This window comes from Rhizobium sp. CIAT894 (assembly GCF_000172795.2).
Taxonomy (GTDB): Bacteria; Pseudomonadota; Alphaproteobacteria; order Rhizobiales; family Rhizobiaceae; genus Rhizobium.
In genome coordinates, this window is the sequence record NZ_CP020947.1 from 248,249 (window position 1) to 268,466 (window position 20,218).

Annotated in this window: 16 protein-coding genes; 4 read left to right on the forward strand and 12 right to left on the reverse strand. The window is 63.1% G+C overall.

Annotation, left to right across the window (positions count from 1 at the left end):
* Positions 1 to 60 precede the first annotated feature (60 nt).
* The 3 genes from RHEC894_RS01215 (at position 61) to RHEC894_RS01225 (ending at position 2,862) form a co-directional block, all read left to right on the forward strand.
* Positions 61 to 1,452, forward strand: coding sequence for a M17 family metallopeptidase (locus RHEC894_RS01215; RefSeq protein ID WP_085735655.1), 1,392 nt, complete (start codon positions 61 to 63; stop codon positions 1,450 to 1,452).
* Between the two features lie 176 nt (positions 1,453 to 1,628).
* Positions 1,629 to 1,979, forward strand: a complete 351-nt coding sequence (locus tag RHEC894_RS01220; RefSeq protein WP_010067789.1) for a MarR family winged helix-turn-helix transcriptional regulator — start codon at positions 1,629 to 1,631, stop codon at positions 1,977 to 1,979.
* A gap of 25 nt (positions 1,980 to 2,004) precedes the next feature.
* A complete protein-coding gene (locus RHEC894_RS01225; protein WP_085735657.1) occupies positions 2,005 to 2,862 on the forward strand; it encodes an NlpC/P60 family protein in 858 nt (285 codons plus the stop codon).
* On the opposite strand, the gene RHEC894_RS01230 is transcribed toward RHEC894_RS01225, so the two are convergent.
* The 12 genes from RHEC894_RS01230 to RHEC894_RS01285 all read right to left on the reverse strand — a co-directional run bounded on the left by RHEC894_RS01230 (position 2,855) and on the right by RHEC894_RS01285 (position 18,446).
* Positions 2,855 to 4,246, reverse strand: coding sequence for an amidase (locus tag RHEC894_RS01230; RefSeq protein WP_085735659.1), 1,392 nt, complete (start codon positions 4,244 to 4,246; stop codon positions 2,855 to 2,857). The genes RHEC894_RS01225 and RHEC894_RS01230 overlap by 8 nt on opposite strands.
* Before the next feature lie 31 nt (positions 4,247 to 4,277).
* The gene (locus RHEC894_RS01235; protein ID WP_085735661.1) at positions 4,278 to 5,138 is read right to left on the reverse strand and encodes an ABC transporter permease; all 861 of its coding nucleotides are present in this window, start codon (positions 5,136 to 5,138) and stop codon (positions 4,278 to 4,280) included.
* Between the two features lie 3 nt (positions 5,139 to 5,141).
* Complete coding sequence (locus RHEC894_RS01240) at positions 5,142 to 6,089, reverse strand: ABC transporter permease (RefSeq protein ID WP_085735663.1); 948 nt, start codon at positions 6,087 to 6,089, stop codon at positions 5,142 to 5,144.
* 141 nt (positions 6,090 to 6,230) lie between these two features.
* The gene (locus RHEC894_RS01245; protein WP_206427911.1) at positions 6,231 to 7,760 is read right to left on the reverse strand and encodes an ABC transporter substrate-binding protein; all 1,530 of its coding nucleotides are present in this window, start codon (positions 7,758 to 7,760) and stop codon (positions 6,231 to 6,233) included.
* A gap of 139 nt (positions 7,761 to 7,899) precedes the next feature.
* A complete protein-coding gene (locus RHEC894_RS01250; RefSeq protein WP_085735665.1) occupies positions 7,900 to 8,820 on the reverse strand; it encodes a LysR family transcriptional regulator in 921 nt (306 codons plus the stop codon).
* Between the two features lie 153 nt (positions 8,821 to 8,973).
* Positions 8,974 to 9,966 (reverse strand): P1 family peptidase, encoded by a 993-nt coding sequence (locus RHEC894_RS01255; protein ID WP_085738810.1) that lies wholly within the window; start codon positions 9,964 to 9,966, stop codon positions 8,974 to 8,976.
* A 126-nt stretch (positions 9,967 to 10,092) separates the two neighbouring features.
* Complete coding sequence (locus RHEC894_RS01260) at positions 10,093 to 10,287, reverse strand: hypothetical protein (protein ID WP_008525170.1); 195 nt, start codon at positions 10,285 to 10,287, stop codon at positions 10,093 to 10,095.
* A gap of 521 nt (positions 10,288 to 10,808) precedes the next feature.
* Positions 10,809 to 13,730 (reverse strand): aminotransferase, encoded by a 2,922-nt coding sequence (locus tag RHEC894_RS01265; RefSeq protein ID WP_085735666.1) that lies wholly within the window; start codon positions 13,728 to 13,730, stop codon positions 10,809 to 10,811.
* 117 nt (positions 13,731 to 13,847) lie between these two features.
* Complete coding sequence (gene purU, locus RHEC894_RS01270) at positions 13,848 to 14,732, reverse strand: formyltetrahydrofolate deformylase (protein ID WP_085735668.1); 885 nt, start codon at positions 14,730 to 14,732, stop codon at positions 13,848 to 13,850.
* A 317-nt stretch (positions 14,733 to 15,049) separates the two neighbouring features.
* Positions 15,050 to 16,066, reverse strand: coding sequence for an acyltransferase (locus tag RHEC894_RS01275; RefSeq protein ID WP_085735669.1), 1,017 nt, complete (start codon positions 16,064 to 16,066; stop codon positions 15,050 to 15,052).
* 47 nt (positions 16,067 to 16,113) lie between these two features.
* Positions 16,114 to 17,394 carry a hypothetical protein gene (locus tag RHEC894_RS01280; protein WP_085735671.1) on the reverse strand — a complete coding sequence of 427 codons (1,281 nt, stop codon included), beginning with the start codon at positions 17,392 to 17,394 and terminating at the stop codon, positions 16,114 to 16,116.
* A gap of 2 nt (positions 17,395 to 17,396) precedes the next feature.
* Positions 17,397 to 18,446, reverse strand: a complete 1,050-nt coding sequence (locus RHEC894_RS01285) for a glycoside hydrolase family 5 protein (RefSeq protein WP_010067144.1) — start codon at positions 18,444 to 18,446, stop codon at positions 17,397 to 17,399.
* 135 nt (positions 18,447 to 18,581) lie between these two features.
* Between RHEC894_RS01285 and RHEC894_RS01290 the strand changes: the two genes are divergently transcribed.
* A complete protein-coding gene (locus RHEC894_RS01290; RefSeq protein WP_085735673.1) occupies positions 18,582 to 20,210 on the forward strand; it encodes a GumC family protein in 1,629 nt (542 codons plus the stop codon).
* The last annotated feature ends 8 nt before the right edge of the window (positions 20,211 to 20,218 follow it).

Consider the following 20,218-nt stretch of genomic DNA (forward strand, 5'->3'; position numbering starts at 1 on the left):
AGTCTGTTAACCCTAACAGACCGTTAAGGAACGATTCCTGACGACCGCCGAAGGACGATCATGGCCCCCTATCAATTTATCGAGAGACCGACCCCTTTCAACACGAAGGGCGGTTCGACGCTGCCGATCTTTGCCGTCACCCCTGCCCATATCGAGACCGGCACGATCGATCCGATCGCGCTCGACTGGGCGCGCAAGGCGGACTACAGGGCCGAAAGCGGATCGCTGCTGCTGATCCCGACGGCCGACGGCCATCTCGGCGGCGCGCTTTTTGGCCTCGGCACCAATCCGTCCGAGCAGCCTTACATCACCGGCAGGCTCGCCCGTGCGCTGCCCGCCGGCGACTGGCACATCGAGACGGCACCGCTGACGGCAAATCGCCTGGCCCTTGGCTTCGGGCTCGGCAGCTATCGTTTCGACCGCTACAAATCCGAAAAATCGCCGGCGGCGACGCTGATGATTCCCCGTGATGCCGACAGCGCCGACATCAAGCGCCAGCTCGCCGGCGTCTTTCTCGCCCGCGACCTGATCAACACGCCGACGAACGACATGGGGCCGGACCAGCTCGAGGCCGTTTTCCGTGGCCTGGCCGCCCATTACAAGGCGGAGATGTCGGTTATATCTGGCGACGACCTGCTCAAGCAGAACTTCCCGCTGGTTCATACCGTCGGCCGCGCCAGCGCCGATGCGCCGCGCCTTCTCGAGCTGCGCTGGGGCAAGAAGGGTCATCGCAAGGTGACGCTCGTCGGCAAGGGGGTCTGCTTCGATACTGGCGGCCTCGACATCAAGCCCGCCGCCTCGATGCTGCTGATGAAGAAGGACATGGGTGGTGCTGCCAATGTTATGGGGCTTGCCCTGATGATCATGGACGCCAAGCTGAAGGTCGACCTGCGCGTCATCGTGCCGGTCGTCGAAAACGCCATCTCGTCCAACGCCTTCCGCCCCGGCGACATCTACCGCAGCCGCAAAGGCCTGACCGTCCAGATCGACAATACCGACGCCGAAGGCCGTCTGATCCTTGCCGATGCGCTTGCCTATGCCGACGAGGAAGAGCCTGAACTCCTCATCGACATGGCGACGCTGACCGGTGCTGCCCGCGTTGCTCTGGGTCCGGATCTGCCGCCCTTCTTCACCGATGACGCCAATCTGGCGCATGACCTGACCGAAGCGAGCCTGGAGACCGACGACCCGATCTGGCGCCTGCCGCTCTATTCCGGCTACGAAAAGGATATCCGCACCAAGTTCGCCGACCTCACCAACGCGCCGGCCGGCGGCATGGCGGGAGCGATCACCGCCGCCCTCTTCCTCAAGCGTTTCGTCAGCAAGGCGAAGAGCTGGGCGCATTTCGACATTTACGGCTGGGCTCAATCCGAACGGCCGCATTCGCCGGGCGGCGGCGAAGCACAGGCGATCCGCGCGCTCTTTCACCACATCCGCGAGAGCGTGCGCTGAGCCAGACGCAAAACCAGCGCCGAGGCGCATGGCATGATGGGATTCGTGCCATGCTCGCCGGTGCCGATCGTTAAAATTTTATTCACCTTGCCGGGCGGCAATTTCCAGCGCCCCTTGCATGTGCATGGCAACTGCCGGAAAATGAAACGCTAGCGTAACGATTTTCCGGAGGGGCCGTGCCGATCGAACTGACCGCCTCGCAGGCGCTGGGGCTCTGGCATGGCGTGGCGCTCGATCAGGTCCGCCACGATGACCGCGATTTGACGTTGCGCCAGATGGCGATCCTGCTGCATATCTACCTGGTGCCGCCGCCGCATACGGTGCGCGGGCTTGCTGCGACCCTTGACGTCACCAAGCCGGTTATTACACGGGCGTTGGATACGATGGGCGAGATGGGCCTGGTCGACCGCGTGCGCGACGATGCCGACCGGCGCAACGTCATTATCAAGCGCACGGTCGGCGGTGCGCTCTATCTGGAAAAGCTCGGCGATCTCGTTCGTGATCAGGGACGCCGCCTACCGATCTAACGGGCGATGTGAAAGGAAATGCGAAATGACGATGCTCGACCGCCGTCTGCACGCCTATAGGCCGGATCTCGCGGAAGCGGGGCTCGAAGGCAAGGTGGAGGCGTCGCGCTTCGTGCAAGGCGCCCCGGCCCGCATTGCCGTTCCGGTCGCGGCCTTGCGCCCTGAACCGGATCTTGCGCGCGGCATCGATACCGAACTGCTTCTCGGCGAAGACGTGACGGTTTTCGATCGCGCCAACGGCTGGTGCTGGGTGAAGGCCGCCTCGGACGACTATGTCGGCTATCTCCCCACAGAAGCGCTTTCGCAAGGCCTGCCGGCGCCGACCCATATCGTCACCGTGCCACGCAGCTTCCTCTATCCGGAGCCGGAACTGCGTAAACCGCACCAGGACGTGCTGTCGATGGGAAGCCGCATTCACGTCGCCGGCGAGGCGGAAGTGCGCGGCAATCACTACGTCGTGCTGACGAACGGCACGGCGATCTTCGCCAGCCACGTGCAGCCGATCGGCGCTCTCGAGGGTGCCGATTATGTTGCGATCGCCGCCCGTTTTCTGGAGACGCCCTATCTCTGGGGCGGCCGCTCCGGCCTTGGCATCGATTGCTCCGGCCTCGTCCAGCTGGCGATGCTGATGACCGGCAGGCCGGCGCCGCGTGACACCGACATGCAGGCGGCCGGACTGGGCGAGCCGATCGACCGCGCCGAAATCCGCCGCGGCGATCTGGTGTTCTGGAAAGGCCATGTCGCCATTTTCGAAGATCCCCAAACCATTCTCCACGCCAACGGCTACAGCATGACGGTGGCGCGCGAGAATTTCGAGGCCGCCGTCAAGCGCATCGGCCGGCTCTATGAGCAGCCGACCGGCTATCGCCGTCCATTCAAGTGATTGGCGGCCGCGGCCGGGATCTTACCCCGCCGGTCCAGCCCTCGAAGGCTTTCGACAGTCTCAGAACCAGCATGTCGTCAAAACGCGGCCCGACGATCTGCAGCCCGATCGGCATGCCCGACCGGGAGAAGCCGCAATTGATCGAGGCCGCTGGCTGCTCCGACATGTTCCACGGCACGGTGAAACCGATATGCTCGAAGGGCAGGGTCGGATCGTTGGTCGGCGACGCCCATTCGGCGGGATAGGAGACGATCGGATTGGTCGGCGACAGCAGGGCGTCGACCTGGGTGAACAATTGCCCGCAGCTCCTGCGCATCTCTATCGTCTGGTTGAAGCCTTTGACCGCATCGGCGCCGCTGATACCGGCACCGCCCTTCGCCCAATCCCTGATATAGGGCAGGATACTGTCGCACCTGTTGTCGTCCAGGTCGGCAATCTCGCCCCAGAGACGGGCGCGCCAGAAATTGTCGAGCCCATCCAGCATCGCGCGGGTCAGCACCGGCTGCACGGATAGGATGGTCGCGCCGGCCTTCTCGAAATGTTTTGCCGCCGCTTCGACCGCCACCCTGATCTCGTCTTCCACGGCAAGCCCGCAGCCGGTATCGAGCATCAGCCCGATCCTCATGCCCGCTACGTCGATGTCGAGATCCATCCAGTTGAAATCGTTTGGTGGCAGGCTGGTGCCGTCGCGCCAGTCCGGCCGTGACAGCGTCGCCATCGAGAAGGCCGCATCCTCGACCGTGCGCGTCATCGGCCCGACGCAGCGCCCGACATAATAGGGATCGGCCGGAATGCGCCCATGGCTCGGTTTGAAGCCGAAGATGCCGGTCCAGCCGGCCGGAAGCCGCACCGACCCGCCGATATCGGTGCCGATATGCAGCGGTCCGTAGCCGGCCGCCGCCGCAGCAGAAGCCCCGGCGCTCGATCCGCCGGGATTCTGCGAAATGTCCCAGGGGTTGCGGCTGAGCGGATGAAAGCTCGAAAGGCCGGAGGAGAGCATGCCGTAATCGGGGCAGGTGGTCTTGGCGAAGATCACCGCACCATCCTCCCGCAGCCGGGCGGCGGCCGGCGCATCGGCCTCCGCGGGCTTCAGCTCCGTCGCCTGGGTGCCGAGCGGTACCGGCTGGCCCTTCGTGGCGATCAGTTCCTTCAGCGTCGCCGGAATGCCGTCAAGCGCGCCGAGCGGTCGTCCTTTCGCCCAGCGCGCCGTCGAAGCCTTCGCCTGCGCGCGCGCCGCTTCCGGATCATAGAGATAGAGTGCGGAAATCGAAGGCTCCCAGGCGGCGATATGGTCTTCGAGGGCAAGCCAATATTCGAGCGGGGAGAGGCTTTTGTCGTTAAAGTGCTGCCGGAGTTCGCGGATGGTAAGGTCGGTTTCGGTCATCGCATCGTCTTTCGGGCATCTTGGGAGGATATCAGCGGCTCGCCTCGCGCGGGTCGAGAAGATCCCGCAAGCCATCGCCGAGCATGTTGAAACCGAAGACGGTGAGCGCAATGGCAAGGCCGGGCAGGATCGCCAGCCAGGGAGCGAGCGCCAGATAGGTCTGCGCATCGGCAAGCATCCGGCCCCATGTCGGCGCTGGCGGCGCCATGCCGAGCCCGAGGAAGCTGAGACCCGCTTCGGTGAGGATGGCAAGCCCCAGCTGGATCGCACCATGTACGATGATCTGGCTGATGATATTCGGCAGCACATGGCGCAGCGAAATGGTCAGGCGTGTATTGCCGATCGCCCGCGCGGCGAGCACATAGTCGCGGCTCCAGGCCTGCAGCGAGGTCGCAAGCGTCACCCGGGCAAAGACCGGGATCATGAAGACGGCGATTGCGGTGATCGCGGTGAACCGCCCCGGCCCGAGAAAGGCGCCGAGCACCATTGCCGACAGGATCGGCGGCAGCGCGAAGACGACATCGCAGAGGCGCATCAGCAGCGCTTCGAAAGGACCTCGGATCGCCGCCGCCGAAATGCCGGCGATTGAGCCGAGCGTCCCGCCGACCGCAACCGCGGTAATGGCGATCGAGAGAGAGTTCCAGCATCCCGCCATCAGCATCGACAGCACGTCGCGGCCGAACTGATCGGTGCCGAGCAGCCCGAAGGCAAGCGGCGGCTGCAGCTTGTGAACGATCTGCATCTTTGCAGGAGCCACCGGCGTCCAGACGAGCGACAGCAGGGCCACCGCGACCAGCAAGCCGATAATCATCGCTCCGGACACCAGGTTTATTCGCCGGCTAAGTTTGAAGCTTCGGCGGCTGGCAGTGGCGGGGGAAACGACGGAGGTCATGCGTCAGGCCGCCTTTCTCATCCTGGGGTCGATCGCCAGATAGGAGAGATCGACGAGGAAATTCACCACGATCACCAGGCCCGCGAAGAACAGCACGACATCCTGCATGACGATGACATCGCGCTGGGAGAGTGCCTGAAGCGCCAGCCGCCCGAGGCCCGGCAGGTTGAAGACATTTTCCACCAGCACCGCGCCGGCGACGAGAAAGGTGAATTGCAGCCCGATCATCGTCAGGATCGGGATCAGCGCATTCGGCACGACATGCCGCCACAACACTGCACGACGTGAAAGCCCCTTGGCGACAGCGGTACGGGCAAAATCCTCATGCATCGTTTCGAGCACAGCCGAACGCGCCACCCGTGTCAGCACGCCCGCCTGCGGCATCGCAAGCGCGACGGCCGGCATGACAAGCGCCTGTAACGCCGGCATCAGACCGGCGCCCCAGCCCGGGAAGCCGCCGGCCGGCATCAGCCCGAGCATGGTCGAAAACAGGATGATCAACAACAGCGCCACCCAGAAGGCGGGCACGGCGATGCTGATCTGCGAAAACACCGTTGCGGCGATGTCGAAGATACCGCCGCGGCGCGAGGCGGCCAGCACGCCGAGCGGCAAGGCAATCCCCACCGAGAGCACGATCGCCATCAGCGCCAGCGGCAGCGTCACCGCCAGCCGCTCGACGATCAATCCGGCGACCGGCACGCCATAGGTATAGGAATTGCCGAGATCACCGGAGATCACACCGGCCAGCCATTGTCCGTAACGCAGGATGAGCGGCTGGTCGAGGCCGAGATCGTGGCGCAGCGCCGCCAAGGTCTCCGGGCTTGCCGAGGTGCCGAGCATGATCGAAGCGGGGTCGCCGGGCAGGAGGTCCATAACGGCGAAGATCAGCAGCGAGACGATAAGGAGCGTGACGAGGAGGCCGGCGAAGCGGCGGGCGAAGAGTGCGATCATGCGGGCCACGCTGCCGGGGTGGCTTTTAAGGGATGGCCTCGTCGCCAGGCTTTCGAGCTGATGCGACAGTCACCCCACCCACCCTCATTCCTGTCCAGTTTCCCTCCGTTCATCTCCGAGCCTCACGCATTCAACGATGCCTCACTCCTCCCAGGAAACCCCCGACAGCACATTCGACGGGATCGGCTCGTTCTCCCACAGCCCCTTCAGTTTCCTGTCCCAGACACCGAGTTTCGGCATGACGAAGAGGTAGAGCGCTGGCACGTCCTCGGCGAGGATCTTCTGCGCTTCGCCGTAGATCGCGTTCTGCGCGGCGGGATCGGTCGTCTCCTGAACCTTCTTCATCAGCGCGTTGAAGACTGGGTTCTTGTAGTTGAAATAATAGGGATCGCGCCCGTAGATGTCGATGTCGAGCGGCTCGGCATGGGCGACGATGGTCATGTCGAAGTTGCGGTCCTTCATGATGTCCTGGACCCATTTCGCCGGAAATTCGGTGGGCTCGATATTCATCGTCACGCCGATCTCGGCAAACATCGCCTGCATCACCTCGGCGCTGCGCGGTGCATAGGCCATCTGCGGCGATTTGATCGTGAAGGTGAAGCCGTTGGGATAGCCGGCTTCGGCAAGCAGCGCTTTCGCCTTCTCGGCGTCATAGGGAAGCACGCCGGTCATATCCTGATAGCCGGGATCGTTCGGCGTGTAATGGCTGCCGATCGGCGTGCCGAGGCCGGACCATGCACCGTCGATCACCGTCTTGCGGTCGATCGCCATCATCAGCGCCTGGCGCACGCGTTTGTCGTCGAACGGCTTCCGGGCATTGTTCATGCCGGCGACGACCTTCAGTTCGGTGTTGCCGATCCGGGTGACGAGCCTGGTATCGCCGTCGAAAGAACTCATCAGCTCGGGTGCTGCAAATTCCGGAAAGGCATCGAGGTCGCCGGATTTCAGCGCTGCGGCCTGCGCCTGCGGATCGGCGATGAAGCGGAAAGTCACCTTGTCGAGCCTGGCGGCCGCATCCTTGTTCCAGTAATCGGCGTTTCTGGTGAGGTCCACCTTGTCGCCTTTCGCCCAGCCGGCGAATTTGAAGGGGCCGGTGCCGACCGGCGTCACCTTGTCGTCGGCTGCCGTCTTGGGCGCCACCATGACCGAGGCAGGCCAGCCGAGCCAGTAGATCAGGCTGCCGGTCGGTGCCGAGAGATGCAGCACCAGCGTTCCGGCATCGGGCGTATCGATCGAGGTGATCGAGGCAAAGAAGCGCTTTTGCGGATTGACCGAATCTGCGCCGCGGGCGCGGTCGAGCGAAAATTTGGCGGCGGCGGCATCGAAGGCTTCGCCGTCATGGAATTTGACGCCGGTCTGCAGCTTGAACGTATAGGTCAGGCCATCAGGTGAAATCTCCCAGCTCTTCGCCAGCTGCGGCTGGACCTTGCCGGACTGGTCGATCGTCACCAGCCCCTCGAACACGTTCTGCCAGGTGACCTGGCCGATCGCCACCGGCGCGGCGATCGTCGGATCGAGGCCCGTGGGCTCGACGCTCATGCCGAGATTGAGGGTGGCCTTGGCCGCTTCCGCCGGCGTCATCGCCGTCATCACGACGCCGGCCGAAAGCACGGCACCGAGAGAAAGCTGTCTGATGAAGCGTGCTGAAGGCGCAAACGAAAGCTTGGTCATCATGTCCCTGTCCGGCCGCATCGAAGGCCCTTGCGATGAGAATGTCATTGCGACAGTGCACACACAATAGCGATTTTGCGTGCTCAGTGTAGCCGAAAAAGCTACACCGCAAATCCGTGGCCAATGCAAGCCGGAAGCGTCAGGCTTTTGTCCCGGTCCGGCGGTTCGTGCGCTCGCGCATGAACCTCTCGATGAAGTCGAGCAGCTTGGCCGCCGCGAAGGACAGCTGCCGGTCGGGTGCGACGCAGAGATCGACATGGGTGCGGATACCGGTCTTGCCGGCGAGCGGAATGGCAAGCAGCTGGCCCGCCTCGATTTCGCGGCTGACGGTCAGCGCCGGCAGCAGCGTCGCGGCCGCCCCGCTGAGCACGAGTTCCTTCAGCATTTCAAGCGAACTGGTGATGAAGACCGGATCAAGGCTCAGCCCCTCCTTCTCGAACAGCGCGTCGAAGGCCTGGCGGAAGCCGAAGGATTGATCCGGCAGCGCCAATGGGTAGTCGGCGAGTTTCCGGATAGGGATTTCGGCATGGGCGGCGGCCGGATGCTGCGGCGTGGCGATGAGATCATAGGCGATCTCGGAGCGCAGCCGCACCTTGGTGCCTGACATGACGGGCGCAAACAGCGTCACCGCGATATCCGCCTCGGCGCTGTTGACGGCATCGACCGCCTGCCGCGCGCTGGTGATCGTCACGCTGAAACGCAGCTGCGGGTATTTCAGGCTGAATTCGGCCAGTGCCGGAGCCAAGAGATTGGCGACGGTCGCACCATTGGCATAGATGCTGACGCGGCCGCGCTGCAGGCCCTTCAGGTCTTCGATCAGCTGCTGCACGTGATCGAGTTCGCGCAATGTGCGGCCGGCGCGGGCGGCGAGCAGCTCGCCGGCCGCCGTCAGTTTGACGCCGCGGGCGCTGCGTTCGACGAGCGGCGCGCCGAAATGATATTCGAGGTTCTCGATCTGCCGGCTGATTGCCGTCGGCGCGACATTGAGGTTCTCGGCCGCCTGGCGCATGGAATTGGTCCTGACCAGCTCGTCGAAATACATCAGCGCCCGGATCTGCATTCACGTCTCTCCGCCATTCGGCATATTCGGGTTGCGACCCTATTCAATCATGACTGCATGTCGCCCGGAAGTGTGCAGCGGGTCCCGGATAACGACACGCATAAAACAAAGACCTGAAGCGCCTCGTATGAATGACGTTTCATGCGAGACGCTTTAGCCGTTCGGATAGCGGTCGCGCCATGCTTTTTGCGCACCCTCGGCCGGAAGGGCCGTCGCCTCGTAAACGCCGCGGGCGATCGCCCGGGCCATGACGATGGTGGCGAGGTGGCAAAGCTCCATCAGGCTCGCCATGTCGTCCCTTCGGTGCTTGGCCGTCGAAGCGGCAAAGACGGTGTCGCCGTCAAGCGGCAGATGCGCCGGCAGCAGCGCCCGGGCAAAGCCGTCATGGCCGGCCAGCGAAAGCCGGTGCGCCTCGGCCTTCGTCAGCTGCGCGTCGGTCACGACAGCGCCGATCGTCGTCGCCGGCGTGTTCATCCCCTTGAGTCGCATCCGGTGGTCGGCCGCCGCAGGCATGCCGAGCCCGCCGAATTCACCATCCTGCTCGAAGGGCGCCGCCCAGAAATGCGGCCCGTCGCCGATCGTTGCGGAGCCGAGCGCATTGACGGCAACGATCGCCGCGACGTGATACCCGGCGCTGCTGACGGCGCTGGCCGAGCCGATCCCGCCCTTGACGGTGGCTGTCGTCGCCCCGGTGCCGGCGCCTGCGGTGCCGAGCGCGAATGCGCCCTTGGCGGCGGCCTGCAAGGCCGCATAGCCCATGTCGCGATAGGGTGAGTGCAGCCCCCAATCCTTGTCGCCGCCATTCAAGAGGTCCATCAGGATCGCCTGCGGCACGATTGGTATGCGCACCGGCCCGACCGCAAAGCCACGGCCGCGTTCGCGCAATCCCGCCTGCACGCCGCCCGCGGCGTCGAGCCCGAAGGCCGAGCCGCCGGAAAGCACGAAGGCATCGACGGCGTTGACGGTCATCGACGGGTCGAGCAGGCTCGTGTCGCGCCCGCCCGGCGCCCCGCCGAGCACGGTGCCGGATGCGACGGCCGGCTCGTCGAAGACGATGACCGTGACACCGGAGCCGAGCACGAGATCAGTCGCGTGGCCGACGGCAACACCTTCGATATCGGTGATGAGGTTGAGAAGATCGGGCAAGGGCGGATCCTTATGCGAAAGGCCGCCGATAGGACTGCAATTGCCCTCAAAAAACAAGACCGGCCCCTATGGCAGGACCGGTCGCATCAGGAAAAGCTGCGAAAGTCGGCAGCGGCCGCATGCCCGTCAGGCATGAAGCGGCTTCGGATGACGGCGGGTCATCAGATCGTGGATGGCCAGCCGCACCTCATCGGGCGAGCGAAAACGCTGCTCGTCGAGGTCGTGGACATGGAATTTCACGGCGATGAACTTCAGCCGGTCTTCGTCGGGAATGACGATCCCGACGGGAACGCCTGCATATTCGATAACTTGCTTCTTCATAGATAGAACTCCTGCCGCGCGACATGCACAGCCATGGCGAATTGACTTGTCTGGTACCGTTGAAAGGAGGACGAACGTCACATTCGACAGTTCGGGCGGGAGAGGGCGCCCGGACGGTCATTGCCAAGCACGGATCGCCCAAGCAGATCGGCGAGAATATCGATGTCTATCATGTCTCGTTCCTTGCGTTGGCGTTGCGCTTGAGTGGTCCCGGAAGAGCCCGGAGCCGGTGATGGCTGCCTTTTGTAATCTACTAACTTGGTAGAGATTACCCGATAGCCTGCCAGAAACATATTCCGAAACGTGTCAAAATATCGACGATCCGAAAAAATTCATTCCGCCGAACTTTGAACTTACAGAAAGAAACATATCAGCTCTTCGTAAAATTCGCATGACAGAATCAGAGTTTCATCGATCACCGCGGCAGACATAGGAAGCCTGACTGTTTCAGGCAATGGGCGTTTCGCGAAAATTCGAAAAGCCTCGAAATGACCGATTTGGTTAACGCCGGTAGCCCTGTGTCACCAGCCTTCGTCGAGCACTTTTTCCAGCATGTCGGCGAAGAAATCGGCGCTTTCGATGCTGAGGCAGAGCGGCGGCTTGATCTTCAGCACATTTTGGTGATCGCCGGTCGGCTGCATGATGACGCCGAGTGCAAGCAGACGGTCGCAGATGGCAGCCGTCTCCTCCGTCGCCGGCTCCAGCGTCGTTCTGTCGCGGACGAATTCGAGGCCGAGATAAAGGCCCATGCCATGCACGGCGCCCGCGACCGGATAGCGGTCGATCAACGCCGCAAGCCGCGCCTTCAGATGATCGCCGACCGTCCGGGCATTTTCCTGCAGCTTTTCCTCGGCGATGATGTCGAGCACCGTCATGCCGGCGACGCAGCTGACCGGGCTGCCGCCGGTAGAGGAAAAGAATGCGCCTTCCTTCTCCAGCGACTGGGCAATCTCCCGCGTGGTAATGACGGCGCCGAGCGGATGGCCGTTGCCCGTACCCTTGGCGACGGTGATGATATCGGGCACGACCCCTTGCTGCTCGAAGCCCCAGAAATAATGTCCGAGCCTGCCATAACCGACCTGCACCTCGTCGGCGATGCAGAGCCCGCCGCGGGCGCGCACTTCGGCATAGACCTGTGCGAGGTAACCGTCCGGCAGCGGAATGCCGCCTGCGTTGCCATAGACCGATTCGCAGATGAAACCTGCAAGACCTTCGCCGCCGGCGTCGATCGCCTCCAGCACCGGCGTTACGGCGCTGAGGTAGGCGCTCGCAGTGTCGGGACCGCGGAATGCGCCGCGATAGGTATTCGGCGAAACGACGGCATGCACCCAGTCGGGCCGGGTGGTCAGTGCCTGCGGATTGTCGGCGATCGAGGTGGAGACGGCGTCGCTCGCCGCCGACCAGCCATGATAGGCTTCGAGCAGGCAGAGCATGTTGCGGGCGCCGCTATGGGCTTGCGCCAGCCGAAGCGCCAGATCGGTCGCCTCCGAGCCGCTGTTGACAAGGAAGACCGTGTCGAGCCCATCCGGGGCCAGTGCGGCGAGGCGTTCGGAAAATTCCGTGATCGCGGCATAGTGAAAGCGTGAATTGGTGTTGAGCCGCAGCCATTGGGCGCTGATCGCCGCCGCGAGCTTGGGATGGCCATGGCCGAGAATGGAGACGTTGTTGACCATATCGAGATAGGCGCGGCCCTCGACGTCGAACAAATGCTCCCGCCAGCCGCGCTCGATCTGCGGCGGCGCCGCATAATAGTTCTTCTGCGCGCCTGCGAGATGCGCCTGCCGCCTGGCGAACAGCTCGGTGCTGGCAGGTCGTGGCGCATCTGCTCCTGGGCCGAGAAGCGGCGAGGGAGAAGGGCAGAGCATCGACCATGCCGCTGCCTCGTGCGGTGTGGCAAAGAGCGGCGGCTCGAGCCCGGCGACGCTGCAAAGCTGCACGCGCAGCCCGCCGAGCGACGTAGCCTCTCCGACAACCGTGCCGAGCGGGTCGCCGGCGGCCATCTCGGCCCCATCCTCGACCGCGAGGTCGAGCCCGTCGAGGCGAAGGGTCATGCTGTCGCCGGTCAGCGTCAGATGCTGGTCCTTCCAGCCGATGCGGCCGGCAAAGGGCGCAGCGACCGCGCTGCCTGCGGCAAGACAGATGTCGACATGCAGAGCGCAGGTCGCCTGTCTCCTGGCGGTTCCCGCCCGGGAAAGCCGATATTCGCCGAAGCGCGTCGCTGCCGTTCCGTTTTCGGTCGCAGCGCGGGCAAGCAACCGCCAGTCCATGTCGGAATTCAGCCAGTTGCCGGCAGAAAAATGCGGGCTCAGCACCCCAAGGTCGACATAGGCGATCCCGGCGGGATCGATGTCGGGCAGCAGCGGCAGCCATCCCGATGTTTCCGGGGCGGCAACACCAGCACCGGCCGCCTTGAGGATCGCCGCTTCCATGAGCTCGAAGGGAACGGACATCGCCGTATCGAAGATCGCCCACTCGCGGTCGAGATTGCCGCGGACATAATCATTCTCCGGATCGACCGAAATCTGCTGTTCGCCGCTGGCGACGAGAATGACCGCGCGCGCGACCACCAACGGCCAGAGCGCCTTCAACTCCTCCGCCGTCAGCGGATAGATCGCCTGATAGGCGGTCACGGCGGGCAGGATATGAAAAGGGTCGCCCTCTGCCTGATGCAGCAGCGAAGCGCAGGTGACGGCGAGATCGCCGACCAGCCAGCCGCGGATGATGTCGCCGAAATCGATCACCCCGTCGGGGATGGTGTGGCCATGGGCATTGCGGTGACCGACGACATTGTCGCCGGTGACGTCGTGATGCACCGCCTGCAGCCGAAGCGACGGCGCCAGCGGCTGGATACGGCGAACGGCCATCACCATCGTCTTGGCGATCCGGTCGCGCGCGGCGCTGTCGGTGATGGCGGAAAGCAGCTGCACCGCGACCGGCCCGGCCCGCCTCAGATCCCATTGCAGGCTGCGGTCGAGGCCGGGATGGTTGAAGTCGGCAAGCGCCTGCGCCAGCCTTGCGCAGAGGGCGCCGAGTGCGGCGACGGAGGCCGGCGCCACATAATTCAGCTCCGTCAACCCCTGGCCTTCCAGATATTCCAGCAGCCGGACCTGGTAGCCCTGCCCGCGCACGGTCAGGACGACGATCTCGCGCCCGTCATTCGTGGCGATCACATTGGGAACGCGTGGCGCATCCTGCTTGCTTTTGAGGTGATGGATCGCTGCATTCTGCGCTTCGAGTTCGCGGGTCTCGTAGGCAGCATGGCAAATCTTCAGGACGTAGCGACCGCGATCGCTATCGACGCGGTAGTTCCGGTCCTGCTGGCTGCCAAGTTCGGCAAGGGCGCCGGACAGGTTGTAATGGGCAAGAAGGATCTCTTCCGCGTCCGCGACGGTGACGTCCGGACGCGGCAGCGCCATGCGATCAACAAGCGCCTCGTCGGTCATCACCCCTCCCGCAGCATGATTCGATTACCTATTGGACGAGATAATCAAATACTTGCTGCTGGCAGGCAACGGGAGATTGTCGTCTGCCAGCAAAAGAGATGTGGGTCTCGGCGGCGCTCAACCCATGCGTTCGGAAGCGTAGCTGCCGGGGCTTGCCGGGAAGACGACGGTGCGGTTGCCGTTGATGAAGGTGCGGTGGTGGATATGGGCGTGGATGGCGCGGGCCAGCACCTGGCTTTCGACGTCGCGGCCGATCGAGACATAGTCGTCCGGCGACTGCGCATGGGTGATGCGCGCCGTGTCCTGCTCGATGATCGGGCCTTCGTCGAGATCGGCGGTGACGTAATGCGCCGTTGCCCCGATCAGCTTGACGCCGCGGCCATAGGCCTGCTTGTAAGGGTTGGCGCCCTTGAAGGACGGCAGGAAGGAATGGTGGATGTTGATGATCTTGCCCGACATCTTCTGGCACATCTCGTCCGACAGGATCTGCATATAGCGGGCGAGCACGATCAGCTCGGTGCCGGTCTGCTCGGCCACCTCCATGATATGGGCTTCGGCCTGCACCTTGTTGGCCTTGGTGACCGGAATATGGTGGAAGGGGATGTCGTGATTGACCACGACCTTCTGGTAGTCGAAATGGTTGGAGACGACGCCGACGATGTCGATCGAAAGCGCCCCGATCTTCCAGCGATAGAGAAGGTCGTTGAGACAATGGCCGAAGCGCGACACCATCAAGAGCACTTTCATGCGGCTCTCGCTGTCGTGAAATTCGTAATCCATCGCAAAGGGCGCGGCGACAGCGGCAAAATCGGCGTCGATCTCGGTGCCCGACAGGCCCTCTTCGGAAATGAAGGAGACGCGCATGAAGAACTTGCCGGTATCGAGATCGTCGAACTGCGAACTGTCGATGATGTTGCAGCCCTTCTCGGCCAGATAGCTGGAGATCGCCGCCACGATGCCGCGCGTCGATTTGCAGGATACCGTCAATACATAGCTTCTCATGTCTTTCCCTCTTCCCTCTGCAAGATCGCCGCCGTGCTTAGATCAAACCCTGGGCCGCGAATAGGCCGGTGCGCTTTCATTCATGCGACAAATTGCAAGATAAACCATCACGTTCCTGCAAGTTCTCTCATCGCTGCTCAGCTTAGGAGAAGTTGCTGGAAAAGCTGTGCCGCCAGCGCCGCCTGGATGTGTATTCTCGCCTTCATTGGCTGAAATAAAGCATGTCGCGCAAAGCCGCTGAGCAATTTGCGACATCGAGATGCGGGAAAGCAAGGATATGAAGCACGACAGCCGTATCCGGGGGAGCGCGACATGTTTTAGCCCGGCGGGTGGCTGGCGATCGCCACCTTCCGGCGCGGCGTCGTGATTTCATGGATGATGGCACCGCCGATCGACGAGAGCACCAGCGCCAGGACGACGAAGAGTACAGGCTGCTGCAGGATGGCGAACGGCAGGCGGTCGGCGGCGACCCTCAGGAAAGCCAGCGTGAAGGCGTGGGTGATATAGATGCTGTAGGAACAGTCGCCGAGATAGTTCAGCCAGCCGATAACCGGCAGCCTGGAAAAGTCGATCGAAACAGCGCTATAGACGATGAAGATCGCCGGTATACCCCAGGCGTAGAACCGGCTTTCCGGCGGCATCAGCGCCTCGTTGATGAAGAGAAATGCAAAACCCAGCGCAAGCACCGCCCACGCCCAGCGGTTCGGCAAAAGCAGTTTCTGCCCGTAGAGCCAGCCGAGCACGACGCCGGCGAGAAACTCCAATATGATCGGCTCGCCGTAGAACCGGGTGGCCGTCGTTTCCGGCAGCAGCCGGCAGGCGATCAGGACGACGGCAAAGACGGCAAACATCGCCGGTATGCGGCGGACTTCCCGGAGCGGCAGCAGCAGCGCGAAAACGAAGTAGAAGAACATTTCGTAATTCAGCGTCCAGCCCGGCACGACCACCGGCGTGATCGTGGCGGGATCGGCGGGATTGGCCCACGGCAGGAAGAACAGCGAGGCAATGAGATGCGGCAGGTCGAACACCGTCGATTTCAGCAGTGACGGGGCCACGAGCGCCACGGCAGCCGAAAACAGCGTTGCCAGCCAATAGAGCGGAACGATCCTTTTGATGCGCCGGCGGGCGAAATCGACAGGGCCCATCGCCCGCCCGCTCGTCGTCAGCCACATGACGAAACCGCTGAGCACGAAGAAGATGTCGACGCCGGTTTCACCATAGACGAAGGCGGTGGCGTCGATCGCCGGATTGACCTTGGCAAGCTGCAATATCGCGTGGAAATAAACGACCATCAGCGCCGCGACGGCGCGCAGATATTGAAGCTGGACAAGCATCTGGCGTCTTGCTCCCTCGGGCGTCGGTCAGAACCGTGCCGCTGCGGTCAACTCTCTACATCTGCCGGACCACCCTGCCGGATGCGCGGGCTGTCGTGGAAGCGCATATATCCGACGACGAACCAGAGGAGACCGGCGATCTTCATCGAGAAAACGGCGGTTCCCCCGATCATCATATTCAGAAAAATGAAAAGAGAAAGTGAATGGGCGCAGCGCCGCTGCGCCGCCGTGCGCCCGGCGGGAAAAAGGCAGACGAACAGCCAGAGAGCGATGACGCCGAAGATCGTTGCTGCGTAGATCAGGTAGACATAGCCGCTGTCGGCAAATTCCGCGACCCGGTCGACCGAAAGCCCGAGGACGGCGAGCGGATCGAGTTCCATGATCTTTTTCATCGTCAGGTTGATGCGGCCGGTGAAGTTGTCGCCGGTCGCATTGGGTTTTACGGTGTAGACCAGAAAACCCGCAGCGACGATCAGCGGCATCAGCGCCAGATTGAAATTTTTCGGGATCTTCGGAAAGACAAAATAACCGACGATGCAGGCAAAACAGAAGATCAGCATCGTGCGGGTGTCGTTCGTCACCAGGATCAGCACGGCCGTGGCGATGAACAGCAGCCGGTCCCAGCGGCCTGTTCTTTCCCACATGGAAATCAGGTAGATCGCGATCACGCCGCAGAAATTGGCGAGCGACACCTGCTCGAGGAAGATCGACGAAGAACGGTGGTCGATAATGCCGAAGGAGAAACGCTCGGGAAAGCCGAGCGCGTTCTGAAACAGGCCCGTCGTGTTGTAGCTCAGCGGCAGCAGCCCGCGCGTATTGGCGAAATAATCGGACGGATGCACGATGCTGACAAAGAACGGCACGCTGATGATCTCGAAGATCAGGAAGATCAGCACCGTAAGGCTTGCCCAGCGAAAGGCGAGCTTCATCGTCTTCTCGTTGCTCCAGCCCCCGAGCCCGGTAAAGCAGAAGATGATCAGAATATTGCGGAAATGATCGATGAACAGCATGCGGTTCAGCACGCTGACATAGATGGTCACGACGAGCGTGAACAGCAGGAACAGGAAGGCCGGCAGATCGGTCTCGTAGATGCCCCTGTGCAGGATGTAGATGATGGCGCTCGCCATGATCAGGCCTTCGCTGGCGGCGACATGCGTCATCGACAGCGGCATGATGTTGTGGTTGATGAAGGCGAGAATGCCGTTGTAGAGCACCGATAGCAGGCCGAGCCACAGCACCGGGTAATCGACGCGCGCCGCTGCGCCGCCGCCATCGAGCCGGTTGCCGGCCACAGCGAAGGTCGCAGCTTTGTGGTCGCTGACCGCCATTCTCATTTCCTCGCCGGCTTGACCGCGGAGCAAGTGCCGGTATCGGCCTTTGCCGCCTCGGCCAGAAGCCGCATCTGTGGTCGCTCAGGGCCTTTGCGCGGCTGGACGTTGAACGGCTCGTCCGCCGGCCACCAGTCGCCCGCCGCCCAATAGGACCAGCCGAGCCAGGCGTCGCCATTGCCTGACATGGTGGCGTAGATCTCGGTCAGCCCGCTCATGCAATCCTTGTCGGCGGCGGCGCCGAATTCGCCGAGAAAGCCGCGCTTGTGGTTGCGCTTCAGCCAGGCGGTGACGCCGGCGATCGCCTCGACCGCGCCGTCCGCACCTTCGCAGGTCGGGTGGGTTCCGGAGGAATCGACGTCGAGATACTGGTGGACCTCATAGGCGTAGAAATCGAGTGGATCGCGCACGCCGAGCATGACAGTGCCGTTGGCGCCGCCGATCACGTCCTTCTCCCAGCTGTGAGCGCCGCTCCACGCCGTCCCCGGCACCAGAATGAGATTGCGGGCGCCGACGGCGCGAATGCTGCGGATCGCCGCATTGGCGGCGGTGAGCCAGTCCGTCGCCTTGATGTCGTGCGGCTCGTTCATCAGGCCGAAGAGAATGCCGTCCTGATTGGCGAATTCGACCGCGAGCCTTGCCCAGAAATCGGCGAAGGCGGCATCCGTCACCGGCGCCGTGCCGACCTGGGTCTTGTCGTAATAACCGAAATTATGCGGATCGAGCAGCACGGCCATGCCGTGCTTGCGGATCAGGCCGACGGTATCCTTGATCCGTTTGAGTTCGTCCTCGTCGAGCCGTCCGCCGAGCGCCGGCTGCAGCCGCTCCCAGCGAAAGGGCAGCCGGACGATCGTCATGCCCTTTTCGGCGAAATAGCCGATCGTCTCTTCGCTGGGATAGGTGTAGTTGGTGCCGTAGGTGCCGTCGCGTTCGCCATATTCGCCGCCGGAAAGATTGACGCCGCGGTAACAGGGCGCGTCCGCCGCAAGGGCCGGCGAGGGGACGAGCGCCGCGGCAAGCAGCAGCGCTGTCAGATGTCGTCTCGCCCTCATCGTTACCCCTCGCAACCGCGTCAAATCGCAACATCGCGTCGCTGAAATTATTTTAACGGTCCGTTAGCTAAGAATTTCTAAAGTCTCGGCACCTCGGCTTCAGTCTTTCACGCTGGGCGGGACACGAGTGCGCGTATGAACCAGTATGACAGGAACAGGGTAAGCCGGCTTCCCGGCTGGCGCAGTTTTGAGCCACCTCAGACTGCGCCGGAAGGCGTGCGTATGCGCAGCCCTGTCGTTCGTCCGGACGATTTCGTCCCTCCGCCGCCGGAACCCGCCCCTCCTGCCCCCCCTCCTGCCTTTGTGCCGCCGGCGGCAAGGGTTGCGCAAACCCGGCAATCCGAGCGTCCGGCGCCTCCGCCTCCGCCTCAGAAACAGCCTGTCGCCGCCGCGCCGTCGAACGCTGCACCTGCGCCTGATGCGCCCCTTCTCGATCTGCGCTCCAGTATCGCCGCGATCTGGAGCCGACGGCTGGTCGTGCTCGGTCTGGCGCTTCTCGGCGGCGTTGCCGGCGGAGCGCTGGCGCCGTTCATCGGGCAGAAATTCACCGCCGTCAGCAGTCTCTATTTCGATCCGCGCCAGATCGGCCTTGCCGATCCAGGTGCGCAATCTTCGGGACCCTCGCCGGAAATGATCTCGACGCTGATCGACAGCCAGGTGCAGATCCTGACCTCGGGCAATGTGCTGCGCCGCGTCATCAAGGCCATGAAGCTTGATCAGGATCCGGAATTCACCGGCGGCCGCACCGATGGCGCCGCCGTGATCGGTACGCTGCAGAAGGCGCTGGTTATCACTCGCGAGGCCAGCACCTATGTCGTCTCGCTTGCCGCGACGACGAACGATCCGGAAAAATCCGCAAGGCTTGCCAACCAGGTCGTCACCTCCTTCACCGAAGAAGAAAACAGCGCCTCGAACGGCATCTACGAAAATACCTCCTCGACGCTCGACGGACGCCTCGACGATCTGCGCCGGAAGGTGCTGGAGGCCGAGCAGGCCGTCGAAACCTTCCGCGCCGACAACGACATGGCCGCGACCGAGGGCAATTTGATCTCCGATCAGCGGCTGGTCTCGCTGAACACGCTGCTGGTAACGGCGCAGGAAAAGACCATCCAGGCCAAAGCGCGTGCCGATGCGGTCGCCAATCTCCGCGTCGAGGACGTTGTCGCCGGCAACCAGGCGGAAGGCGGCGTCACCTCGCCGCTCGTCAGCCTGCGTCAGCAATATGCCACCCAGGCCGCCGCCGTCGGCAGCCTCGAAAGCCAGATGGGCGCGCGTCATCCGCGCCTGCAGGCGGCCCGCTCCTCGCTGCAGAGCATATCAGGCGAAATCAAGGGCGAGTTGCAGCGCCTCGCCACCTCGGCAAGGGGCGAATACGAGCAGGCCAAGGCCGCCGAAGACAGCGTCGCCAAGGAACTCGCCGTGCAGAAGGCTTTGCAGGCGAGTACTTCCGACAAGCAGGTGGAATTGAACGAATTGCAGCGCAAGGCGACGGCGGCGCGCGATATTTACGAGACGGTTCTGAAGCGCTCCAGCCAGACGAGCGAGGAGCAGAACCTCAACCAGAGTAACATTCGCGTCATCTCGCCGGCCGAACCGCCGGTCAAGGCCGATGGTCCGAGCAGGAAAATCCTGCTGGTCGCCGGCATCATCGGCGGTCTTCTCGCCGGTTTCGTCGTCGGCGCGGGTTTTGCGATCCTCGCCGGCCTCTTCGGCCACCCCGTTATCAGAAGTTATTTCAGGAAGCCGCCCGCTGCGGCCGCTTGATGCCGGCC

Bases quoted from the DNA above. Each gene is read 5' to 3' on its own strand.
- RHEC894_RS01215 (WP_085735655.1), top strand. From the start codon at position 61: ATGGCCCCCTATCAATTTATCGAGAGACCGACCCCTTTCAACACGAAG.
- RHEC894_RS01225 (WP_085735657.1), top strand. From the start codon at position 2,005: ATGACGATGCTCGACCGCCGTCTGCACGCCTATAGGCCGGATCTCGCG.
- RHEC894_RS01230 (WP_085735659.1), bottom strand. From the start codon at position 4,246: ATGACCGAAACCGACCTTACCATCCGCGAACTCCGGCAGCACTTTAAC.
- RHEC894_RS01235 (WP_085735661.1), bottom strand. From the start codon at position 5,138: ATGACCTCCGTCGTTTCCCCCGCCACTGCCAGCCGCCGAAGCTTCAAA.
- RHEC894_RS01240 (WP_085735663.1), bottom strand. From the start codon at position 6,089: ATGATCGCACTCTTCGCCCGCCGCTTCGCCGGCCTCCTCGTCACGCTC.
- RHEC894_RS01245 (WP_206427911.1), bottom strand. From the start codon at position 7,760: ATGACCAAGCTTTCGTTTGCGCCTTCAGCACGCTTCATCAGACAGCTT.
- RHEC894_RS01250 (WP_085735665.1), bottom strand. From the start codon at position 8,820: ATGCAGATCCGGGCGCTGATGTATTTCGACGAGCTGGTCAGGACCAAT.
- RHEC894_RS01260 (WP_008525170.1), bottom strand. From the start codon at position 10,287: ATGAAGAAGCAAGTTATCGAATATGCAGGCGTTCCCGTCGGGATCGTC.
- RHEC894_RS01265 (WP_085735666.1), bottom strand. From the start codon at position 13,730: ATGACCGACGAGGCGCTTGTTGATCGCATGGCGCTGCCGCGTCCGGAC.
- purU (WP_085735668.1), bottom strand. From the start codon at position 14,732: ATGAGAAGCTATGTATTGACGGTATCCTGCAAATCGACGCGCGGCATC.
- RHEC894_RS01275 (WP_085735669.1), bottom strand. From the start codon at position 16,066: ATGCTTGTCCAGCTTCAATATCTGCGCGCCGTCGCGGCGCTGATGGTC.
- RHEC894_RS01280 (WP_085735671.1), bottom strand. From the start codon at position 17,394: ATGGCGGTCAGCGACCACAAAGCTGCGACCTTCGCTGTGGCCGGCAAC.
- RHEC894_RS01285 (WP_010067144.1), bottom strand. From the start codon at position 18,446: ATGAGGGCGAGACGACATCTGACAGCGCTGCTGCTTGCCGCGGCGCTC.
- RHEC894_RS01290 (WP_085735673.1), top strand. From the start codon at position 18,582: ATGAACCAGTATGACAGGAACAGGGTAAGCCGGCTTCCCGGCTGGCGC.